This window comes from Megasphaera sp. AM44-1BH (assembly GCF_003467125.1).
GTDB lineage: Bacteria > Bacillota > Negativicutes > Veillonellales > Megasphaeraceae > Megasphaera.
Genome location: NZ_QSFA01000009.1, coordinates 32,952 through 49,341 on the forward strand (window position 1 = coordinate 32,952; position 16,390 = coordinate 49,341).

A 16,390-nucleotide genomic window follows, 5' to 3' on the forward strand; every position below is an offset into this window, starting at 1 on the left:
CTTTCTTTACTCTGTCGTAAATAATAATTCTTTTTTGTCCGGGCTGTCTACATGGAGATGATTGCCCTTTTTCAGGCTGCCGCCAAGCATCATTTCGGAAATAGGATCTTCCACCAGCTTCTGGATGGCACGCTTCAGCGGACGGGCACCATAAGCAAAATCGGTACCTTCCCGGACCAGTACATCATCGGCATTTTCCGTCCAGTCCATAGCAATGCCCTTTTCATCGAGCCGCTTCGTCAGGTCTTTCAGCATAAGAGAAACGATGCGGCGCAGATCGTCACGCTGCAGCGGTTTAAATACGAGGATTTCGTCAATCCGGTTCAGAAATTCCGGACGGAAGAACCGCCGCACATCATCCATGATTTCTTTTTTTGCCGTTTTAAATGCCTGTTCTCTGCTTTCCTCCTGACTGCCCGTCGAAAATCCCATAACAGGAGCATCGGGTTTCAAATGGGATGCGCCGAGATTGCTGGTCATGATGATGACCGTATTGCGGAAATCTACCGTACGTCCCTGGGAATCGGTCAGCCGTCCATCATCCAGGACCTGCAGGAGAAGATTGAAGAAATCAGGCGATGCCTTTTCTACTTCATCGAACAGCACGACACTATACGGTTTTTCCCGTACTGCGTCAGTAAGCTGTCCTCCTTCTTCATACCCCACATATCCCGGAGGAGCACCGACCAGGCGGGATACGCTGTACTTTTCCATATATTCACTCATATCGATGCGTATCATCGATTCTTCACTGCCAAAAAGCTGCTGTGCCAATGTCCGGGCCAGCTCGGTTTTGCCAACCCCGCTGGGGCCGAGAAACAGGAACGAGCCAATCGGGCGGTTTATGTCCTTGAGTCCTGCCCGTGCCCGGCGTATGGCTTTAGACACAGCCGTCACGGCTTCATCCTGACTGATGACCCGCTTGTGCAGTTCTTCTTCCAGGTGGAGCAGGCGGTGCGATTCCGTTTCTGTCAACTGCCGCACAGGGATTCCCGTCCACTGGGACACGACGTCGGCGATATCATCGCCAGTCACGACCAGACGGGCATCGTCATGCTGCTTCCGTTCTTTCTGCATCGTTTCCAGCTGCCGTGACAACTCTTTTCCTTCATCACGCAATGCGGCACAGCGTTCAAAATCTTCACTGGCGAGAGCCGCTTCTTTTTCCTTGCGGATATCGGCCAGTTTCTGTTCCAGATTCTTGACTTCATCAGACGGAGAATATACTTTCATCCGCACCCTTGATGCCGCTTCATCCATGACATCAATAGCCTTGTCCGGCAGATAGCGGTCACTGATATATCGCGCCGAAAGCGTAACGGCGCTGCGTACGGCCTCATCGGTAATACGTGCTTTATGGAATGCTTCATAGCGGTCGCGCAGGCCGAACAATATCTGAATAGCATCCTCTTCTGTCGGTTCACCGACCAGTACGGGCTGGAACCGGCGGGCCAGAGCCGTATCTTTTTCTATATGTTTTTTATATTCATCCAGTGTCGTCGCACCGATGCATTGCAATTCTCCCCGGGCCAGAGCCGGTTTCAGAATGTTGGCGGCATCCATGGAACCTTCCACTGCGCCGGCGCCGATGAGCTGATGCAGTTCGTCAATGAAGAGAATCATATGGGAATCATTCTGTATAGCTTCTATCACTTTTTTGATGCGTTCTTCAAATTCGCCACGGTATTTTGTGCCAGCGACGAGACTGGTAAGATCCAGGGAAAATATCCGTTTATCTGCCAGAATATCCGGTACGACACCGCTTACGATTCGCTGGGCCAGGCCTTCGGCAATAGCCGTCTTTCCTACGCCGGGGGCACCGATTAAAACAGGGTTATTTTTCGTCCTGCGGCTGAGGATCTGGATGACCCGGTCGATTTCCTTTTCCCTGCCGATGACCGGATCGATTTTTCCTTTCCGTGCCAGTTCATTCAGATCCCGGCCATAGGCATTAAGATCTATACTACCGGAGGCACTGTTTTCTTCCGGCATATCTTCTGCATCTGTCCCCGTTACATCTGCCAGACGATGCAAAATCTGTTCGGGATCGACATCCATGGATTCCAGGATCTGGCTGGCACGGCCGCTTCCTTCCAGAATCAGCCCGGCAAGGATATGTTCCGTGCCTACATAGTTCTGCCCCAGCCGGTTGGCTTCACTGACAGCCAGTTCCATCGTCCGTTTCGTACGCGGAGTAAGCCCCGGATCATCCTGGACTATATCACTGGACGCCGTCAGTTTTTCGATGGCCCGCAGTACATTTTCCGGTGTAAGTCCCAGCTGGGCCAGCACCTGTCCTGCTACACCGTCTTTATTAAGAACGAGACCGAGCAGGATATGCTCTGTCCCCACATAGTCATGACCCAGGCGCTGCGCAGTCTGCTGGGCATATTGCAGCACCCGTTTTGCATTATTAGTAAATCTGTTGTACATATTCTTTCACATCCTTATACTCTGGTCCGGACAGTGCCTGCCCTTTCATGGGGCCAGCGTACACATTTTAAATGGCATAATCCTGCAGAAGCTGCCGGACCACCCGGGCCCGCTGCAGATCCTGTTCTTCGTCATTCAGTTCCCTGCCGGCCTGCCATTGCAGATATGCCGGACCCGCTGCAGTCAGCAGGGCATGATAGGCCTGAGGCCGTTCCTGTATGACACCAAAATCGATTCCCAGACGGAAATCGCTCAAAAAATCAACGGTTTCATAAAAATCAAGCATCCAGGCATGGGATAATACGCCATAATTCCGGAAGAACCGGTCTTTCATGGCATTCTGGTTATGTGTCCAGAGCAGGTTCCGGCAATTCCGTTCTTCCTGGACAATCTGGGTGACAAGCTTTTTCAGCTGTCCCAGAATATCGTCTTCCGATACGCCCAGTGTAATCTGGTTTGTTACCTGGAATACATTGCCAATATATTCATTCCGTTCCGTATACATGCCGCACATGGTAAATCCCAGTTTGGTAATCCCCTGGACAATGCGGTTCAGTCGTTTCATGAGCACCAGTCCCGGCAGATGGAGAATGACGCCGGCAATCAGTCCAGTCCCCGTAAGAGACGGACTGGCAGTCAGATATCCGAAATCATCGCGGAAAGCAAAATTCAGTTTTGCTTCCAGCGCGTCGTCCACCTGTGTCGCGTCCTCCCATGCCTTATCGAGCTGAAGTCCTGCCGCACCGGTCTGAATACAGAAATGATCGTCTTCATTGATCATGATAGCGACAGCACCATCCTGGCGGAGCAGCAGTCCCCGGTTCTGCGGTTTCTGAATCTGGCCTGCCGAAACCAGATGGCGTTCTGCCAGCACTTCCCGTTCCCACGATGTCAGATCCGAAAGATGGATACTTTCATAGTTTCCCCTTCCCAGGGTGTTCAGACTCGGCATATACCGTTCTCCTTCAGCCAGGACGGCTGCCAGTTCCGCATCGGTTGCTTTATCAGGAAATACATATTTTTTCAGATTACGGGAAAGGCGGATACGGCTGTCCAGCACGACGTCGGTCAGATCACCCGACCCGTCCTGCCAGGGAATCAGCGGTGTTTTTAATATATCCTGCAGCATCCGTTATTCCTCCTTTCCATTCGTCTGTGGTGGCAGCTGACGTTCCAGCATACGGATTTCATCGCGTACACGGGCGGCTTCTTCATACCGTTCATCCTGGACAAGTTTTTTCAGATGCTGGCGCAGGCGCTTGATCTGATTGGCCGTACGGAAAACGCCGGTTCCCCTGTTCGGCACCTTGCCCACATGCTTGGTATGGCCATGAATCCGCCGGACCAGCGGTGTAATTTCTTCCCGGAATGCTTCATAACAATCGGGACATCCAAACTTACCGAGGCGGTTGAATTTACTATATGTCATTCCGCAGCTGCTGCAGCGCGGTTCTTCTTCCGCCTGGCCGGAATAGTCGGGATAGGCCATTTTGCGGAAGAAATCATTATCAATAATATTAAAATTAGAATAATCAGGCAAACTTCCCTGTTTACGCGCACATTCTGCACACAGGTGCAGCTCCGTGCGGCGGCCGTTCTCAATCTTCGTAATATGAACGACGGCTTCTCTTTTTTTGCATTGGTCGCAAAGCATGGCGTGCGCCTCCTTTCTTATGCTAGTGCAGATTCAGAGTTCTGAGTATCCGCCCTATGACAGCCAGTCGCTGTGGTTCATCGACTTCATCAAACAATGCCTCAAACGTATGGTGGAGAAGAATGGCTTCCCTGTTCGTCAGCGACTTGCTCTTAATCAGCCGGTACAACAGCACATCGAGATCTTCCATCGTAATATTGACAGCCGGCAGCGTTTCTTTCAGCGGTGCCGGTGTCCGGTCCTGTTTTTTCGGAGTCAGTCGGATAATGCGCACAAAACCGCCGGATCCTCTCCGTGATTCTACCAGATAGCCCTTATCGTTGGAAAACCGGGTACTCAGGACATAACTGATCTGAGAAGGTGCGCAGTCCAGTTCATCGGCCAGCTCATTGCGGCGGAGAACGATATTTTCTTCATCCTCTTCGAGGAGTTTGTGTAATATAAATTGTTCGATTTTATCAGCTAACACACTCATCGTATCACCTGCTTAACAAAAATATCAATAGTATTTAAATAGGTGTTTTCACCTTTTGACTTTATCACATTCTTATTATATTAGTCTTTTTGACTTTTTTCAAGGGGCGAATTAATGACAACTGACATTAACATGCTCCTTCGACAAATGAACTGCGACCTGTGGCCTGCGGACTGCACTCCCCGTTGTAAGAACGTTTATAATAGTGTATGATAAATGAACCATAAAAGGTGAGGTGTTTGCTTTGAAACAATCCGGACCGGGTTCAGTCCGTTATTATTTTTATCATGAAAAAAAATTGCTGCTCATCGTCACAATCAGCGGCATCATGTACAATATTGGCATGATTGCCGGTCCCTGGTTCGACGGGCAGCTGGCCCAGTATCTCTATGACATCTTCAGCGGCACCAGATCGGCAGCGGATATGTATGTGCTCTGCCTGCTCTATGCTCTGGTTATCCTCGGCGTTCAGGGTTCGCGCTATGTCAAGCGGCTGTACGTCCGGAAATTTGCCAATAATATCAGCCTGTCCATGAAGGATACGCTCTATCAGCATCTGGTCCAGACGCCAAAGAGGGACATGGAACAGGCCGATACAGGTGCTCTGATGACCAAGGTCATTTCCGACATCGATACCTGCGTCGAAGGGATGCGCAAGTTTACGACGGAAATCTTCGATACGGGCGTCGTCATGGCGGCCTACGTGGTTATGCTCATCTGGTACGACTGGCGTCTGACACTGTGCGTCCTCGTTTTTCCGCCCATCGCCTACATTCTGGCCAATAGTCTGCGGCGCATGGTTGCCACGACAGCGGCCCGGAGCAAGGAAAGCAGCGGCGCCTTGTCAGGCATGACACTGGACCGCATCAGCAACGCCCTGACGTACCGTGTCTACGGTGAAGAATCGGTCCAGGACCAGCGGTATGAAGCCTATCTGGCCGACTATGAACGAAAGATGATTCTGGCCAATCTCTGGGAAAATACGCTCCAGCCGATTTACAAAGTCATCGCCATGATCGGCACCATGCTGGTCATCTGGTTCGGCGGTCACAATGTTCTGGGTACGGGCTGGGAATCCTGGGATATTGCCGCCTTCTCGACGTACCTGGCATGTTTTATCAAGCTGGCGACGAAATCATCTCATGCGGCCAAGCTGTTCAACGCCATCCAGAAAGCCCAGGTTTCATGGAAGCGCATACAGCCTCACCTCCAGTCTGCAACAGAGCTGCCCCGGCCCGTACCGCCGGCAGCACCGGATAATCTGACTGTCCTCCATCTTTCCTTTACCTATCCCGGCAGCGACGTGCCTGTTTTCCAGGACCTTTCCTTTTCGGCACGGCCTGGTGACATCATCGGTATAACCGGTCCCGTAGCCTGTGGCAAATCGACGCTGGGACAGGTTTTTCTCTGCGAAAACCCGCACGGCGGTCAGATTTTCTACGGCAAGAAAGAACTGGGCAACGGCCATACGGCCCCTGATGGCATCGTCGGCTATTGCGGCCACGACGCAGAACTCTTTGCAGCCACTATTGAAGAAAATGTCCGCCTCGGCCTGCCCGGTGACATCGCTTCCGTCCTGAAAACGGTCTGCATGGATCAGGACTGCGCCACCTTCCCGGCCGGGATCCGGACACTCATCGGCGAAGGGGGCCAGCGGTTGTCCGGTGGCCAGCAGGCCCGCATCGCCCTAGCCCGGACCCTGTTCCATCCACGGCCACTCCTGATTCTCGACGACCCTTTCGCCGCCGTCGATATGGCGACAGAACGGAACATATTCGGGAGCCTGCGCCAAAGCTACAGCGACCATATCATCTTCCTCATCTCGCACCGCCTGACACTCTTCCCGGAACTGGATCAGATCATCTGGCTGAATGGCGACGGGACCAGTATCATCGCCACCCATGAAGTCTTATATGCATCGTGTCAGGCCTATCGGGATCTCTATGATCTGCAGCATGCCCGGGGAGGTGCTTCCCATGCGTAACATCGTTTGGCAGATTTTACGGAAGAACAGCCTGCTCCTGTTCATCCTCATACTGGCTATCATCGCGTCCATCGCCATAAGCGTCACGCCGCCCCTCATCCTGCAATACATCGTTGACAGTCTGGTCAGCGGCTCTTTCAGTACCTATCCACTGCTCATAGCCGGCATTGTCTACTTTGCCCTCAATGCCGGCAGCGGCCTCGTCGATGCCCTCAAGGAAACGCTGATTACCGTCTTCGGCCAAAAAATCACCCATGGCCTTCGCTCAGCCATGTGCCATCGTCTCGATGACCTGCCGGCCGCCTACTTTGTCGGCCATGAAGCCGGTGCCGTCACATCGCTTTTCGTCAACGACGTCGATACCCTGGAAAACCTCTTCGATTCCGGCGTCGTCAGCATGATTGCCGATGCCTTCACGATTTTCAGTATCCTCGCCGTCGTCTTCCATCTGAGTCCGGGGCTGGGCATACTGCTCTGCATCTGCCTGCCTTTACTGTTTCTCCTGACCCGCTATTTCCAAAAACGTATGCTTCAGGCCCAGCGGGATAACCGCATTGCCGTCAGCCGGACGAATGAACTCATTCCGGAAACGGTCCATAATATCCGGACCATTCACACATGCCAGCAGGAACATTACCTGCGTCAGCGCTATGGCCGGACCATCCGCGCCAGTTTCAACGCCATGGAACGGAGCAATTTCTGCGATTCCATCTATTCACCGATCATTATCACCAGCTGCACCGTCATCATCTGCCTGATGATGACCCTGTCCGTCAGCAGCCCGTCCCTGCAGGAACTCTTTGGCATGACTGTCGGCAGCGTCGTCGCCCTCATCGCCTATGTACGCCGCATCTTCTCGCCTCTGGAAAGCATCGGCATGGAAATCCAGAATATCCAGTCTGCTGTCGCCGGCATCGGCCGCCTGAAAGACTTCTTCGCCGAACCCGTCCAGGAAAGGAACGGCACGATGGAACCCGTCCCGGCATCAGTGCCTTTGGTCATCGACGATGCCGCCTTTGGCTATGGCCGGGAAAAAAATATTTTCCGCCACATCTCGCTTACCGTAAATGCCGGGGAAATGGTTACCATCACAGGCCGTACAGGGGCCGGCAAAAGCACGCTCTTCAAGCTCATTCTCGGCCTCTACCGGCCACGGGAAGGCCAGATCCGTATTTTCGGCTGCGACCCGTGTCAGCTGCCCCCGCCCTTACGGCGTCAGATTTTCGGCTATGTCGAACAGCAGTTCCACGCCATCAGCGGTACCATTGCTGATCAGATCAGCCTCAAAGATCAGCGTGTGACACCGGAAGCCATAGAAAAAGCTCTCCGCCTCGTCGGACTATGGGATACGTGCTGCGCCCTGCCACAGGGGCTGGCAACCCCTTTCAGGCCGGAACTCTTTTCCCGCGGCCAGAGCCAGCTTTTGTCCATCGCCCGTGCCGTCGTTCTGAATCCACAAATTCTCTTATTCGATGAAATCACAGCCAACCTCGATTCCCTGACGGAAAGCCAGGTTCTCCATGCCCTGCAGGCCGCCGCCAGAGACCGGACGGTCCTCTCCATATCCCATCGGCTCTATGAAGCCAGTGGCGAACGGATGATTGTCATGAACGGACGTGAATCGTAGTTCGCAGTCCGCAGGTCACCAGCTGCTGACTGCTGGCGGCTGGCGGCAACAAAAAAGAACCCCTCCACCGCGATGCGGTCCCCCTCCCCTTCACAGGGGAGCTGGCGCCGCAGGCATCTGAGGGGTTCTTTTTTTCTACAAACTAGAAACTTTATACTGCAAACTATTTCACTGGTGCTTCGATGGGATCGTAATCAGCCGGTTTATCTGTAATAGCGGCTTCATCGACAGCCGACGGGACGGGATTGAAGTCCTGGCGGAACAAGGCCCTGATGGCGGCAATATACGGTGGAACGATGGTGTCCATGAGAAGATAGCGCTTGCGGAAAAGATTGCGCTTCTGGGACTTGATTTCACCGTATTTGCGCCGTTTTTCTTCGATAGGCAGGCGGAAATACCACTGTTCCTTACTATCAGGCACAGCACCTTCACCTGTCCAGAAATCATTGAAATTGGTCTTCTTCGAGCGGTTGCCTCGCAGCATATGACTGTTGGTATAGAAGCCTTCATCGGTGATGACGTACATATCGTGTATGCCCAGTGTCTGGACAAAGATACGCATGAGATAGAGGATGAAATTTTTCGGCCGGTAGCCAAAAAGCTTCTTAGTCAGTACTTTCGTCGTTTCCAGACCGTGCTTCGATCCCTGGATGGTGCCGATATACATAGACGGTGTGCCATCAGCATTATAGTCAAAACGGAAATTGAAGTGATAGATCATCTGTCCCTCATGATAGAGATAGAGCGACAGGAAGCCTTCCTTGCGCTGTCCCGTATCAAAGATGAGCCGCGCTTCCAGGGGGAGCGATTCATCAGGCGAGGTCCACAGGGTATAGCCGTTTCCCCAGTAGAGTTCGTGGATGACATCGTCGGAAAAAAAGGTCCGTAAAATAGTAAAATGGTGTTTCAACGCATCGAGACGCTGACGCATAGTCGAATTCTTAAACAAAAACACACGGGTCATAACTTCCTGGAAGTCCGGGTCGTGCTGATCAAAGAACCCCTTCATCGGTTCATAGTGATCAAAGAAATCGTAAAGCTCTTCAAACAAGGCCCGGTTCGACACGGCACGGGCAAAAAAAACGACAGCCCGCTTGTTTTCCTGGAAATTCCGTGGCCCGTATATAAGGCGCGATAAGTGCCAGAAATAGGAAATGCTGTGCATGAAATACCTCCTATCAAGTACAATTGCAATCATTGCAATAGTACTATTATACGGGCAGGACAAGCAGGCTGTCAATGTGGGATTAGTGGCTAGTGGCTAGTAGCTGGTGGCTAATCTCTATAACTTTCTCACGACGTTCGCCGGTACGTGGGACAAATCACGTGTTCCGGTAATCATCATGGCATCCATGAGTTCCCGATTCAGCGTATCCAGAAGCAGTTTGACACCTTCTGCCCCGCCACCGATAGCAGCTACAGCAGCCGGGCGTCCCAAAAGGACGGCATCGGCACCGAGAGCCAGCATCTTCAGTACATCTTCGCCGTGGCGGACGCCGCCATCAACGAAAATCGTCAGCCGTCCTTTGACAGCATCGGCAATATCTGGCAGTACGTCGGCCGTACCAGCCATGCCATCGAGGACGCGGCCGCCATGGTTGCTGACGACGATACCTTTTGCTCCGGCATCGGCACAGGCAACGGCTTCTTCTGGCGACATGATGCCTTTTACGATAAATGGCAGCTTGATAGACCGGACGATTTCTGCAATATCACTGGCGCTCTTGGGACCTACAGGCTGGCCAAATATACGCATATTGATCAATGTTGCCGCATCAATATCGCTGGCAACAGCAAAGGCACCGGCAGCTTCAGCTTCATGTGCCTTTTCTATGATTTTATCATTGCTGCGGGGTTTGATAGTCGGAATGACTATGCCAGGGCGTTTCTTGCAGGAGGCAATACCTGAAGCATACATATAAGGGGCGCCGCTGTCGCCAGTAAAGCACAGCGTACCTGCGTCCATAGCCCCCTGGGTCACGGCTTCATCATATTCCTGTTCTACCTCTGCCGGGTCCCCGTCTACTTTGGCATTCAATACAATCCCGCCAACGGGCGCAATGAGTACAGGCATACTCAGTGTGCGTCCCAGTATCTGACAGCTCGTATCCGGTTCGTCCTGTCCGGACATGCTGCGCATGACCAGTCCATATTCCTGCAGGGCTTCCATATTGCGCATAAACGAACGTGCCGTGCGCAGCCCCCCAAAGCCGGGAATCATGCCAATACAGGCTTTCCCATTACATTCAGGACAGACATGACAGCCTTTCATTTTCTGGCGTGCCGTTTCGCGTACTTCTTTCAGATCCATCTCACTTACCTCCTTAAGTTGTATACATGTATGATACGTTACTTATATTGTACTGCAATGCAGCATATTCCGCCATAAAAAAAATACGTACACAAAACAAAAACGGGACTGCCCGAAGACAATCCCGTCGAATCTGCCAGCAGCGACAGATTTAGTCCATTTTTACAAAAGCGTCTTTACCAGCGCCGCAGGTAGGACATACCCAGTCATCAGCAAGGTCAGCAAATTTTGTGCCTGCTGCTACGCCGTTATCAGCGTCGCCTTCAGCTTCATCATAAATATAACCACAAATCGTGCATTCGTATTTGTCCATGAGTCTACCTCCAAAATCATTCTAAATCATAGTAAATAATTAAGCTTTACTCATCACATCATATCATGGTCCTATAAAATTTGCAACCAGAAAATGTATATATGGTAGTGTACCTAATAGACACACTACCATAAGGCCGGTAATCCACGACCAGTTATTTTGCCCGCTTCATCATATTCAGATCGACGATGCCCGCAGAATACGGTGCTACTTCATAAAGGCCGAACAGGAAATGAATATTCCCCGCCTTATCGAGATAGTAATTTTCCGGAAGCTGTGTCAGACCGGTAAAATAGGAAGAAAGCTGGTACTTACTGGTAAACAGTGCCTGATTGATTTTTTTGATGGTAAAGTATTTTTCATCGCCCGGCTTGAGAATTTCCTGCCAGGTCACTACTTTCCCCGTCGTTACATCAAAGGTAGTCCCCTTTTTCCAATGGGTCGGATGGGCATCACGGCCAAAATAAATTTCTCCCGATTCGACAATGGACAAATAATTGCCATCATTGTGTGTCACTTCATAGGATTTTGTTTCTGTGACAAAACTATTGCTGCCGGCTTTTTCTTTCTGCTTATTGAAAAATTCCTGTGTTTCCCTCTGTTCATTGGCATAATACTGACGGATTTGTGCCGTCGCTGCCCTATTTCCCATGACCGTGACGTCCGGATAGGTCATTTCCAGATAGCTGTTTCCCTCTTCAAACCGGGGCACTTGCACCATCTGAACATCTGCAGGCGGAGCAGCCAGGGCTACCGATGCCGTCAGCAGAGCTGCGCCAAGCATGGCCAATATTTTTTGTTTCATGCGTAATTCCTCCCATCTCTCATCATATTACTTTAATTGAGTCTGTTTCCGTTTTTCATCCGTTCCCAGGCGGAAAAAATAATAGACGTTTTCAGCGGTCTGACGGGTCATACCCGGCACAGCTGCCAATTCTTCTATTTCTGCCTTCTTCATGTCATCGAGAGTCTTAAAGTGCTGCCACAGTGCCTTGCGCCGTGCCGGACCGATACCTTCAATATGGTCCAGGATAGAAACGAGGCTGCGCTTGCCCCGCAGATGCCGGTGATACGTGATAGCAAACCGGTGCGCCTCATCACGGATAGCCTGCAGCAGCTGCAGCTCCGGCGTATGATGGCTGAGGATTATCGAATCACTGCGCCCTTCGACAAAGACTTCTTCTATGCGCTTGGCCAGGCTGATAACCGGTGCTTCACACCCGGCCTGCCGTATGACAGGCAGTGCGGCATGGAGCTGACCCTTGCCGCCATCGATGACAATTAAATCAGGAACGGGCCAGTCCTTTTCATTATACCGCCGTTCCATGATTTCCGCCATAGATTTAAAATCATCGGGCTTGCCCTGTACGGTTTTTAATTTAAACCGCCGGTACTCGCTCCGTGCCGGCTGGCCGTTTTCAAAAACCACCATGGATGCGACCGTTTCAATTCCCTGGGTATGGGAAATATCAAAACATTCCATCCGTTCTGGCAGGGACGGCAGATCCAGTACCCGGGCCAGAGCCTGGACTGCGCCGCTCGTCTTATCCGTATCATGCTGCCACTGGAGCCTCCGCTGCTCGAGCAGGACCCGGGCATTTTCTTCCGCCATGGCAAGGAGTTTCTTTTTACTGCCCCGCTGGGGAATGATAACGTTGACCTGCTGGCCTTTCAGCTGGCTCAGCCGTCGTTCACAATCTTCCTGTTCTGCCACGGCCGCCACGACAATATCCCGGGGAATGAAAGACTGGGCCGTATAATACTGATCAATGACAGCTTCCGTCATATCGGCAGCTGTCTCATCATCGCTATGATCCAGACTGAACGTTTCCCGTCCCATGAGCCGGCCGCTGCGGATGGTATAAATCTGGACACAGGTCTGCCCGGCATCGCTGGCCAGCCCCAATACATCCATGTCCCCGCCCTGGGTAACGATGTTCTGCTGGGACTGGATAACCCGGATAGCTTCAATCTGATCCCGGTATGCAGCGGCTTTTTCAAATTCCAGTGCTTCCGACGCCGCTTCCATCTTTTGCTGCAGTTCCCGTATGAGCGGCGTATTCCTGCCTTCCAGCAGATCCACTGCCTGCCGGACCAGATCCTGATAATCCGCTTTCGTAATATAGTGCACACAGGGAGCGTCGCAATGGCCCATATGATACTGCAGGCACGGACGGTCTGCCTTGAGGCTGCGGCAGGTCCGGATATGAAAAGCCCGCTGCATCAGCTTCAGGACGCGGTGTACAGCACCGGCATCGGCAAAGGGGCCGAAATACCGGGCACCATCCCGCAGGACACGCCGGGTCATGCAGACCCGCGGATAGTCGTCCTGCAGCGTTACCTTGATATAGGGATAGGTCTTATCATCGCGAAGCATAATATTATAATGGGGATGATGCTTCTTGATAAGCGTGTTTTCCAGGATCAGCGCTTCCATTTCATTGGCTACGACGATGGTTTCCAGATCGACAGCATGGCTGATCATGGCGGCTACTTTGACGGCCCGGTTGGCATCATGGCGTACGTAGCTTTTGACGCGGTTACGCAGATTGACGGCCTTGCCCACATAAATGATGTGACCTTTGGCATCCTTCCATAAATATACGCCGGGCTGGGTCGTCAGATTATTCACTTTTTCAAGCACGGCTTGTGAAAATGCCACTACTGGTCACCGTTTCCTTCCATGAGTTTTCGCGTCCGTTCCAGCACGGGTTTCAGGAACTGTCCTGTATACGACTGTGGTACAGCGCAGATATCTTCCGGCGTCCCCGTAGCGACGACCGTACCACCTCCGTCACCGCCTTCAGGGCCCAGATCAATGAGATAATCAGCTGCTTTGATGACATCGAGATTATGTTCAATGACAACGACCGTATCTCCGCCATCGACGAGGAGCTGCAGGACATCCATCAGCTTGTGGATATCCGCCGTATGCAGCCCCGTCGTCGGTTCGTCGAGGATATACAACGTGCGCCCGGTACTTCGCTTGGAAAGCTCTGTCGCCAGTTTTACCCGCTGTGCTTCTCCGCCGGATAAAGTCGTCGCAGGCTGTCCCAGCCGGATATACCCGAGACCGACCTGCTGGAGCGTTTTCAGTTTATTGAGAATACGGGGAATCTGGGCAAAGAAATCGCAGGCTTCATCTACGGTCATGTTCAGGACATCGGAAATCGTCTTGCCTTTATACTTTACTTCCAGCGTTTCCCTGTTGTACCGCGTGCCATGACATACTTCACAGGGCACGTAGACATCGGGCAGGAAATTCATCTCTATACGGATAATGCCATCGCCCCGGCAGGCTTCACAGCGGCCGCCTTTTATGTTGAAACTGAACCGGCCTGCTTTATAGCCGCGGACCTTGGCTTCCGGCGTCTGACTGAACAACTGGCGGATGAAATCAAAGACCCCCGTATACGTAGCCGGGTTGGACCGGGGAGTCCGTCCGATAGGCGACTGGTCGATATTGATGATTTTATCGATGTATTCTGTGCCGCGCAGTTCTTTAAATTTTCCCGGCCGGTGGGGCGTACCATACACGGCTTCTGCCATCCCTTTATAAAGGATTTCATTGACCAGCGTCGATTTCCCTGACCCGGATACACCGGTCACAACGGTGAGCGTCCCCAGGGGAAATGCTACATCGATATTCTTTAAATTGTGTTCTGCCGCACCGATGATTTCAATCTGCGTCCCATTGCCCGGACGGCGCTGTGCCGGAATGGGAATGTACTTCGTTCCCTTCAGATACTGTCCGGTCAGCGATTCCGGGCATGCCATGATATCTTCTGCCGTCCCCTGGGCGACGATCTGTCCTCCGTGTTCCCCGGCTGCCGGCCCGATATCGAGAATATAATCGGCTGCCCGCATCGTATCTTCGTCGTGTTCCACGACAATCAGGGTATTTCCCAGATCACGTAGATGTTTCAGGGCACCGAGCAGTTTATCATTGTCCCGCTGATGAAGGCCGATAGACGGTTCATCGAGAATATACAGGACGCTGACCAGGCCGGAGCCAATCTGCGTAGCGAGGCGGATACGCTGCGCTTCCCCACCCGACAAAGTGCCTGCAGTCCGGGACAAGGTCAGATATTCCAACCCTACGGTCCGCAGGAAATCGAGACGGGCCCTGATTTCTTTGAGAATCTGCTTTGCAATGAGCTGCTGCCGGTGGCTGAGTTCCAACGTATCAAAAAAGTGGATCATATCTGTGACCGATAAGTCCGTCAGCTGATGAATGTCCAGTCCGCCGATTTTGATAGCCAGCGCTTCCGGCCGCAGCCGCGCCCCATGACAAGTCGTACACGGCTTGACCGACATAAACTGTCCAAACTGGTCGCGCATCATATCCGATGAAGCTTCCCGGTAGCGGCGGCGCACCATGGGGATGACTCCTTCAAAGGGCGTCGAGAACGTCTTGACTTCACCGCGCAGATTTTCATATTCAAAGACGCATTCATCATCCGAACCGTAGAGCACTTTCTGCTGCAGTTCTTCCGGCAGGTCGTCATAACAATTCTGTATAGTAAATCCATAGGGCTTCAGGAGACCGCCCAGCTGGCGCATAAACCACGAATCGGGATTGCTGCTGAGAGCCGCAATGCAGCCATCGGCAAAGGATACATCGCCGTGGGGCAGGCACAGATGAGGATCGACTTCCATGGTACTGCCGATGCCGGAACAGGCCGGGCAGGCACCAAAGGGACTGTTAAAGGAAAACAGATGAGGCTCGATTTCCGGCAGGCTCACATGACAATCGGGGCAGGCAAAATGCTGGCTGAATGTCACCGTTTCTTTGGTGCTCATGCGGAAGACATGGACGATGCCTTCGCCTAATTTCGCAGCCGTTTCCAGAGAATCGGTCAACCGCGTCAGGATGCTGTCCTTGATGACCAGGCGATCGACAATGACTTCGATGGTATGCTTTTTATTTTTTTCCAGAGGGATATTATCCGACAGGAGAAAGACTTCCCCATCGACGCGGACCCGGACATATCCGTCTTTTACCAGACGGGACAGGACCTTCTGGTGCGTCCCTTTGCGTCCATCGACGACAGGTGCCATAATCATGACTTTTTCCCCGTCTCCCAGGGCCATGACCGAATCGGCCATCTGCTGGATTGTCTGCTGGCGGATCGGTTTGCCGCATTTCGGGCAGAACGCTTCCCCGGCGCGGGCATACAGCAGGCGCAGGTAGTCGTAGATTTCCGTGACAGTCCCGACAGTAGAACGGGGATTGCGGCTCGTCGTCTTCTGATCGATAGAAATAGCCGGTGACAGCCCTTCAATATAATCGACATCAGGCTTATCCATCTGCCCCAGGAACTGCCGGGCATAAGCCGACAGCGATTCTACATACCTCCGCTGTCCTTCGGCATAAATCGTATCGAAAGCCAGAGACGATTTCCCCGACCCGGAAAGGCCGGTAAACACAACCAGTTTATCCCTGGGTATTTTTACATCTATATTTTTCAGATTGTGCTGTCTGGCACCTTTGATGACAATATACTTATCTTGCACTTCGTGCCTCCCATTTGAGTTTGAAGTTTGATGTTTGAAGTTTGATGTTTGATGAAAACGGGCCGTTACGACCTGT

At 52.2% G+C, this 16,390-nt stretch carries 12 protein-coding genes; 2 read left to right on the plus strand and 10 right to left on the minus strand.

Going from position 1 to position 16,390, the window contains the following annotated elements; all coding sequences use genetic code 11:
* Positions 1 to 6 precede the first annotated feature (6 nt).
* The 4 genes from DW949_RS07390 to DW949_RS07405 form a co-directional block, all read right to left on the minus strand.
* Positions 7 to 2,433 carry an ATP-dependent Clp protease ATP-binding subunit gene (locus DW949_RS07390; protein WP_118022599.1) on the minus strand — a complete coding sequence of 809 codons (2,427 nt, stop codon included), beginning with the start codon at positions 2,431 to 2,433 and terminating at the stop codon, positions 7 to 9.
* Positions 2,434 to 2,500: 67 nt separating this feature from the next.
* Positions 2,501 to 3,562, minus strand: a complete 1,062-nt coding sequence (locus DW949_RS07395) for a protein arginine kinase (protein ID WP_118022600.1) — start codon at positions 3,560 to 3,562, stop codon at positions 2,501 to 2,503.
* 3 nt (positions 3,563 to 3,565) lie between these two features.
* Positions 3,566 to 4,087, minus strand: coding sequence for a UvrB/UvrC motif-containing protein (locus DW949_RS07400; protein WP_118022601.1), 522 nt, complete (start codon positions 4,085 to 4,087; stop codon positions 3,566 to 3,568).
* A 22-nt stretch (positions 4,088 to 4,109) separates the two neighbouring features.
* Entirely contained in the window at positions 4,110 to 4,562 is a 453-nt protein-coding gene (locus DW949_RS07405) for a CtsR family transcriptional regulator (RefSeq protein ID WP_118022602.1), read from the minus strand.
* A 235-nt stretch (positions 4,563 to 4,797) separates the two neighbouring features.
* Here DW949_RS07405 and DW949_RS07410 point away from each other — a divergent pair, with 235 nt between their 5' ends.
* Both DW949_RS07410 and DW949_RS07415 read left to right on the plus strand, forming a co-directional pair.
* On the plus strand, positions 4,798 to 6,546 hold the full coding sequence (locus DW949_RS07410) for an ABC transporter ATP-binding protein (RefSeq protein WP_233539532.1): 1,749 nt from the start codon (positions 4,798 to 4,800) through the stop codon (positions 6,544 to 6,546).
* The gene (locus DW949_RS07415; RefSeq protein ID WP_118022604.1) at positions 6,539 to 8,173 is read left to right on the plus strand and encodes an ABC transporter ATP-binding protein; all 1,635 of its coding nucleotides are present in this window, start codon (positions 6,539 to 6,541) and stop codon (positions 8,171 to 8,173) included. Before DW949_RS07410 ends, DW949_RS07415 begins: the two co-directional genes overlap by 8 nt.
* Positions 8,174 to 8,336: 163 nt before the next feature.
* Here the strand turns inward: DW949_RS07415 and DW949_RS07420 are convergent, their stop codons facing one another.
* From DW949_RS07420 to uvrA, 6 genes are all read right to left on the minus strand, one after another.
* Positions 8,337 to 9,338: a VirK/YbjX family protein gene (locus DW949_RS07420; RefSeq protein WP_118022605.1), complete on the minus strand. Its 1,002-nt coding sequence runs from the start codon at positions 9,336 to 9,338 to the stop codon at positions 8,337 to 8,339.
* A gap of 117 nt (positions 9,339 to 9,455) precedes the next feature.
* Positions 9,456 to 10,484 carry an alpha-hydroxy-acid oxidizing protein gene (locus tag DW949_RS07425; RefSeq protein ID WP_118022606.1) on the minus strand — a complete coding sequence of 343 codons (1,029 nt, stop codon included), beginning with the start codon at positions 10,482 to 10,484 and terminating at the stop codon, positions 9,456 to 9,458.
* Positions 10,485 to 10,635: 151 nt separating this feature from the next.
* Positions 10,636 to 10,797 (minus strand): rubredoxin, encoded by a 162-nt coding sequence (locus DW949_RS07430; RefSeq protein ID WP_059075385.1) that lies wholly within the window; start codon positions 10,795 to 10,797, stop codon positions 10,636 to 10,638.
* 154 nt (positions 10,798 to 10,951) lie between these two features.
* On the minus strand, positions 10,952 to 11,602 hold the full coding sequence (locus DW949_RS07435) for a DUF3298 and DUF4163 domain-containing protein (RefSeq protein ID WP_118022607.1): 651 nt from the start codon (positions 11,600 to 11,602) through the stop codon (positions 10,952 to 10,954).
* 27 nt (positions 11,603 to 11,629) lie between these two features.
* Positions 11,630 to 13,459, minus strand: coding sequence for an excinuclease ABC subunit UvrC (gene uvrC, locus DW949_RS07440; RefSeq protein ID WP_118022608.1), 1,830 nt, complete (start codon positions 13,457 to 13,459; stop codon positions 11,630 to 11,632).
* On the minus strand, positions 13,459 to 16,314 hold the full coding sequence (gene uvrA / locus DW949_RS07445; protein WP_118022609.1) for an excinuclease ABC subunit UvrA: 2,856 nt from the start codon (positions 16,312 to 16,314) through the stop codon (positions 13,459 to 13,461). Before uvrA ends, uvrC begins: the two co-directional genes overlap by 1 nt.
* Between the last annotated feature and the right edge of the window lie 76 nt (positions 16,315 to 16,390).

What these genes read in the sequence shown, in the direction of transcription:
- DW949_RS07415 (WP_118022604.1), top strand. Translation starts at nt 6,539, where the DNA reads ATGCGTAACATCGTTTGGCAGATTTTACGGAAGAACAGCCTGCTCCTG.
- DW949_RS07400 (WP_118022601.1), bottom strand. Translation starts at nt 4,087, where the DNA reads ATGCTTTGCGACCAATGCAAAAAAAGAGAAGCCGTCGTTCATATTACG.
- DW949_RS07435 (WP_118022607.1), bottom strand. Translation starts at nt 11,602, where the DNA reads ATGAAACAAAAAATATTGGCCATGCTTGGCGCAGCTCTGCTGACGGCA.
- DW949_RS07390 (WP_118022599.1), bottom strand. Translation starts at nt 2,433, where the DNA reads ATGTACAACAGATTTACTAATAATGCAAAACGGGTGCTGCAATATGCC.
- DW949_RS07430 (WP_059075385.1), bottom strand. Translation starts at nt 10,797, where the DNA reads ATGGACAAATACGAATGCACGATTTGTGGTTATATTTATGATGAAGCT.
- DW949_RS07395 (WP_118022600.1), bottom strand. Translation starts at nt 3,562, where the DNA reads ATGCTGCAGGATATATTAAAAACACCGCTGATTCCCTGGCAGGACGGG.
- DW949_RS07405 (WP_118022602.1), bottom strand. Translation starts at nt 4,562, where the DNA reads ATGAGTGTGTTAGCTGATAAAATCGAACAATTTATATTACACAAACTC.
- DW949_RS07425 (WP_118022606.1), bottom strand. Translation starts at nt 10,484, where the DNA reads ATGGATCTGAAAGAAGTACGCGAAACGGCACGCCAGAAAATGAAAGGC.
- DW949_RS07420 (WP_118022605.1), bottom strand. Translation starts at nt 9,338, where the DNA reads ATGCACAGCATTTCCTATTTCTGGCACTTATCGCGCCTTATATACGGG.